Genomic DNA, 4,594 nt, shown 5'->3' on the forward strand with positions numbered 1-4,594 from the left:
CCGAGATCGACGGCCAGGACATCATCTACAAGAACCACTACGACATCTCGGTCGCCGTCGGCACCGAGAAGGGTCTGGTGACGCCGGTCGTCCGCGACGCCGACGCCATGAGCCTGGCCGAGATCGAAAAGACCATCGGCGACCTCGGCAAGAAGGCTCGCGACGGCCAGCTCGCCCTCGAGGACCTGCAGGGCGGCACCTTCACGATCTCGAACGGCGGGGTCTACGGCTCCCTGATGTCGACGCCGATCCTCAACGCCCCGCAGTCGGGCATCCTCGGCATGCACAAGATCCAGGAGCGTCCGGTCGTCGTGAACGGCCAGATCGTCATCCGGCCGATGATGTACCTGGCGCTGAGCTACGATCACCGCATCGTCGACGGCAAGGGCGCGGTCAGCTTCTTGGTCCAGGTCAAAGAGGCCATCGAAGACCCGCAGCGCCTGCTGCTCGACGTCTGAGTTAACCCCTCTGCTTTATCCTCTCCCTCGGTTCGGGGGAGAGGAGCCGGCCGCGCCGCGTTCCTCCTCGCCCCCGCGCAGCGAAGCGGGAGAGGGTAGGGAGAGGGCGAGGTCTCGCGTAAAGTCTAGCCCTTCGAGGACGAACCCCATGGCCCAGTACGACGTCGTCATCATCGGGGGCGGTCCCGGCGGCTACAACGCCGCGATCCGGGCCGGCCAGCTCGGCCTCAAGGCCGCCGTCGTCGAGATGCGCGAGACCCTGGGCGGCACCTGCCTCAACGTCGGCTGCATGCCGTCCAAGGCCCTGCTGCACGCCTCCGAGCTCTACGAGGCGGCCAACACCGAGTTCGCGACCCTCGGCATCGAGGTGAAGCCCAAGCTCAACCTGCCGCAGATGCAGAAGCAAAAGGCCGACAGCGTCGGCCAACTGACCAAGGGTATCGAGTTCCTGTTCAAGAAGAACAAGGTCGATTGGGTGAAAGGCCGCGGCCGCATCGCCGGGGCCGGCAAGGTCGAGGTGACCGCCGCCGACGGCGCCGTCACCACGCTCGAGGCGCAGAACATCGTCATCGCCACCGGCTCCGAGCCGGCCGGCCTGCCTGGCGTCACCGTCGACAACGACCGCGTCCTCGATTCCACCGGCGCCCTCGCTTTGCCGCAGGTGCCGAAGCATCTGGTGGTGATCGGCGCCGGCATCATCGGCCTTGAGCTCGGCTCGGTGTGGCGCCGTCTTGGCGCGAAGGTCACGGTGGTCGAGTTCCTCGACCGCATCACGCCCGGCATGGACGGCGAGGTCGCCAAGGCGTTCCAGAAGGCGCTCGCCAAACAGGGCATGGAATTCCGCCTCGGCATGAAGGTCACCGGCGGCAAGGCGGGCAAGGGCGGCGTCGCCCTGACCATGGAGCCGGTCGCCGGCGGCGCGGCGGAGACGATCGAGGCCGACTATGTGCTGCTGGCCATCGGCCGCCGCCCGTTCACCGAGGGCCTCGGCCTCGAGACCGTCGGCATCGAGACCGACAAGCGCGGCTTCATCGCCGCCGACCACTGGAAGACGTCCGCCCCCGGAGTCTGGGCGATCGGCGACGTGACCCTCGGGCCGATGCTGGCCCACAAGGCCGAGGAAGAGGCGGTCGCCTGCATCGAGGCCATCGCCGGCAAGGCTGGCCACGTGAACTACGGGATCATCCCCTCGGTGGTATACACCGCGCCGGAAGTCGCCTGGGTCGGCAAGACCGAAGAGGAGCTGAAGGCCGAGGGCCGCGCCTACAAGGTCGGCAAGTTCCCGTTCCTCGCCAACAGCCGGGCGAAGATCAACCACGAGACCGAGGGCTTCGTGAAGGTGCTGGCCGACGCCGCCACCGACGAGATCCTCGGCGCCCACCTGTTCGGCCCGTCGGTCAGCGAGATGGTCGGCGAATATGCGGTGGCCATGGAATTCCGCGCCGCGTCGGAAGACGTCGCCCGCACCTGCCACCCGCACCCGACCCGCTCTGAAGCCCTGCGCCAGGCGGCCATGGGAGTCGAAGGTTGGACGATGCAGGCCTGACCGAACGCCTGACGATCAGGCGCGCACGGGCGGACGACCTGTCCGCCTGCGCCGACCTCTATGTGCGGGTGCTGGTCGAGACCTTCACCTGGCTGCCGGCCGACCGCCATCGTCGCGAAGACTTCCTGCGCGCCGCCCGTGACGAGGAGATCTACCTCGCCGAGCGGGCCGGGCGGCTGGTCGGCGTCGCCGGCTTCTACCGACCGCAGAACTTCCTCCATTCGCTCTATGTCACCGAGCGCGGCCACGGCGTCGGCAAGGCGCTGCTGAACCATGTCGCCCGCGCCGCCGACGGCCCGCTCTCGCTCAAGGTCCAGGCCGCCAATCGCCGGGCCCAGGCCTTCTACGCCCGCGAGGGGTTCACCTGCGCCGAGCGCGGCCGCGACCCGGGCTCCGACATCGACTGGCTGCGGCTGGTGCGTGGCTGAAAGTTAATTTGGCCGCGGCGGCGGCGGGGGCCACAATTCGCGGCGCGAAAAGGAGCCTTCAAATGGTCCCGCTTCTGCTCTCCGCCGCCCTGTCCGCCGTCCCGGTCGATGCGCCTCTGGTCGCCCGCCCGGACTGCGGCCGCTGGGCGGCCCAGCCCGTGGCCCGCCGCGCGCCGCAGCCGCGCATCCAGTCGCTCGGCGACCTGCCCAGGGCCAATCACGAACTCGCCGTCTTGCGCCTCGGCCCTGACGGCTGCTCCACGCCGGTCATCGTCCGCCGCGACGTCCAGTTCGACGGCCGCTTCCCCGCTCCGCGGCGCTAGCTCTTCACGCCCGCGGATGCGCGCTGGCGTAGGCGCTCAGCAGCGCCGCCGCATCGACCTCGGTGTAGCGTTGGGTGGTCGACGGCGACGCGTGGCCCAGCAATTCCTGAATCGAACGCAGGTCCGCCCCCGCCCCCAGCAGGTGGGTCGCAAAGGAGTGCCGAAGGGCGTGCGGCGTCGCGCTGTCGGGCAGGCCGAGCCGACCGCGCAGGCCCTGCACCGTCGCCTGCACATGGCGCGGCGATAGCGGCCCGCCGCGCTTGGCGCGGAACAACGGCTCGTCCGGCCCCGGCGCGAACGGAACCGCCGCAAGGTAGTCGTCGACCGCCGCCCGCACCGCCGGCAGCACCGGCACGATCCGCGTCTTCGACCCCTTGCCGACGATCCGCACGCTATCGCCCAGCGGCGCGTCGCGGCGGCGCAGGGACAGCGCTTCCGAGATCCGCAGGCCGCAGCCGTACAGCAGGGTCAGGACCGCCTGGTCGCGGGCCGCCTCCCAGTCCTCGCGGTCGGGGTCGAGCGCCGGCTCGGCCATCAGGCCGCGGGCCTGGTCCTCGCTGACGGGGCGCGGCGCGCCAGGCTTGACCCGCGGCCCGCGCACCAGGGAGATCGAGGCGTTGGCGATGTCCAGGCGGCGGTCGAGGAAGCGGTGGAAGGCGCGCACGGCGCTCAAGGCCTGCGACAGCGAGCGCGGCGAGAGCGGCCGCTCGCCGGCCCGCAGATGCGCGAGCCAGGCGCGCACCTCGCCGGCCGTCACCCCGCCGAGATCGCCGGCGCTCAACGCCTCGCCGCGGTGCTGCTGCAGGAAATCGAGATAGCGCCGGACCGCGAAACCGTAGGCCTCCAGCGTCCGCGGCGAGGCCCGCCGCTCCTTGTCCAGGTGCTCGAGGAACGCGTCCCGAGCCTGGCCGGCGGTCAGAGGACCGGCCACCGCTCGGCCGTGCGCTCGACGACGCGGGCGAGGAAGGCGACCAGCTCGGCCCCCATGTCGGCGGTGAAGCCCTCCGGGTCGTTCGAGCCGAAGGCGATCACCCCCTGGCGCGCCGGCTCCCAGATCGCCAGGCGCACCAGCGCCATCGAGCGGATCTCCTCGCCGCGCTCGCCGAACAGGCCGAGCGCCGTGGGCGCAAAGCCCATCCGGTGCAGGGCGGCGTGGTCGCCGAGGATCATGTCCACCTGGCCCGCGGCCAGGGCCCGCCAGCCGGCCGGCGTGTTCTCGGGCCCCTCCAGCGCCACCACCCCGGCGGCCAGGCCGAAGCGCAGCTGGGCGAGGTCGTCGACCCGTCGCGCCAGGTCGGCATGGTTGCGGCTTTCCAGCAGGTCGATGACCGCCCCGTGGGTCTGGCCCTGGGCGGCGTAGTTGTCGCGGGCGGTCGCCTCGATCTGGCGGCGGGCGTCGGCCTCGCGCTCGTGGGCGGCGTGCACCCGCGCCAGGGCGGCGTGGCCGAACTCGACGACGTTGTCGGCGACCTTCAGGCCGAGCTCCGCCAGCAGGGCTGCGTCGTCGCGGATCAGGGCCGGGTTTTCGCGCAGGTAGGACCGGACCTCGGCCTCCAGCGTGCTCTGTTCCGCTCTGGCTTCGGCCCCGTCCATGTCGTCCCGTCCTCTAGAGGATGGACTGGCCCGTCTTCGCCCAGTCCGCGAGGAATTGTTGAAGCCCCTTTTCGGTTAACGGGTGCTTGAAGAGCGCCTGGAAGACCTCCGGCGGAATGGTCGCGCAGTCGGCGCCGGCCATGGCCGCCTGGGTCACGTGGCCCGGGCTGCGGATCGAGGCGGCGAGGATCTCGGTGTCGAAGCCGTAGTTGTCGTAGATCGCCCGGATCTCGGTGATCAGGTCCA

7 protein-coding genes are annotated in these 4,594 nt (G+C 70.9%); 4 read left to right on the plus strand and 3 right to left on the minus strand.

What is annotated here, in order from left to right:
* From ACILRF_RS14570 to ACILRF_RS14585, 4 genes are all read left to right on the plus strand, one after another.
* A partial coding sequence (locus tag ACILRF_RS14570; RefSeq protein WP_395674134.1) for a 2-oxo acid dehydrogenase subunit E2 occupies positions 1-458 on the plus strand: 458 nt, incomplete at its 5' end.
* A 148-nt stretch (positions 459-606) separates the two neighbouring features.
* The gene (lpdA, locus tag ACILRF_RS14575; RefSeq protein ID WP_395674136.1) at positions 607-2,004 is read left to right on the plus strand and encodes a dihydrolipoyl dehydrogenase; all 1,398 of its coding nucleotides are present in this window, start codon (positions 607-609) and stop codon (positions 2,002-2,004) included.
* Complete coding sequence (locus ACILRF_RS14580) at positions 1,986-2,432, plus strand: GNAT family N-acetyltransferase (RefSeq protein ID WP_395674138.1); 447 nt, start codon at positions 1,986-1,988, stop codon at positions 2,430-2,432. Before lpdA ends, ACILRF_RS14580 begins: the two co-directional genes overlap by 19 nt.
* 62 nt (positions 2,433-2,494) lie before the next feature.
* Complete coding sequence (locus ACILRF_RS14585) at positions 2,495-2,755, plus strand: hypothetical protein (protein WP_395674139.1); 261 nt, start codon at positions 2,495-2,497, stop codon at positions 2,753-2,755.
* A 4-nt stretch (positions 2,756-2,759) separates the two neighbouring features.
* On the opposite strand, the gene ACILRF_RS14590 is transcribed toward ACILRF_RS14585, so the two are convergent.
* The 3 genes from ACILRF_RS14590 to ACILRF_RS14600 all read right to left on the minus strand — a co-directional run.
* Entirely contained in the window at positions 2,760-3,686 is a 927-nt protein-coding gene (locus ACILRF_RS14590) for a tyrosine recombinase XerC (protein ID WP_395674141.1), read from the minus strand.
* Positions 3,671-4,348 carry a DUF484 family protein gene (locus tag ACILRF_RS14595; RefSeq protein WP_395674143.1) on the minus strand — a complete coding sequence of 226 codons (678 nt, stop codon included), beginning with the start codon at positions 4,346-4,348 and terminating at the stop codon, positions 3,671-3,673. Before ACILRF_RS14595 ends, ACILRF_RS14590 begins: the two co-directional genes overlap by 16 nt.
* A gap of 13 nt (positions 4,349-4,361) precedes the next feature.
* The coding region (locus ACILRF_RS14600) for a transaldolase family protein (protein ID WP_395674145.1) at positions 4,362-4,594 on the minus strand (233 nt) is incomplete at its 5' end.

The sequence above is a fragment of the Phenylobacterium sp. genome (assembly GCF_044236515.1).
Classification (GTDB): Bacteria; Pseudomonadota; Alphaproteobacteria; order Caulobacterales; family Caulobacteraceae; genus Phenylobacterium.

Excerpts from the sequence above, each read along its gene's own strand:
- ACILRF_RS14595 (WP_395674143.1), bottom strand. The coding sequence starts at position 4,348 with ATGGACGGGGCCGAAGCCAGAGCGGAACAGAGCACGCTGGAGGCCGAG.
- ACILRF_RS14585 (WP_395674139.1), top strand. The coding sequence starts at position 2,495 with ATGGTCCCGCTTCTGCTCTCCGCCGCCCTGTCCGCCGTCCCGGTCGAT.
- lpdA (WP_395674136.1), top strand. The coding sequence starts at position 607 with ATGGCCCAGTACGACGTCGTCATCATCGGGGGCGGTCCCGGCGGCTAC.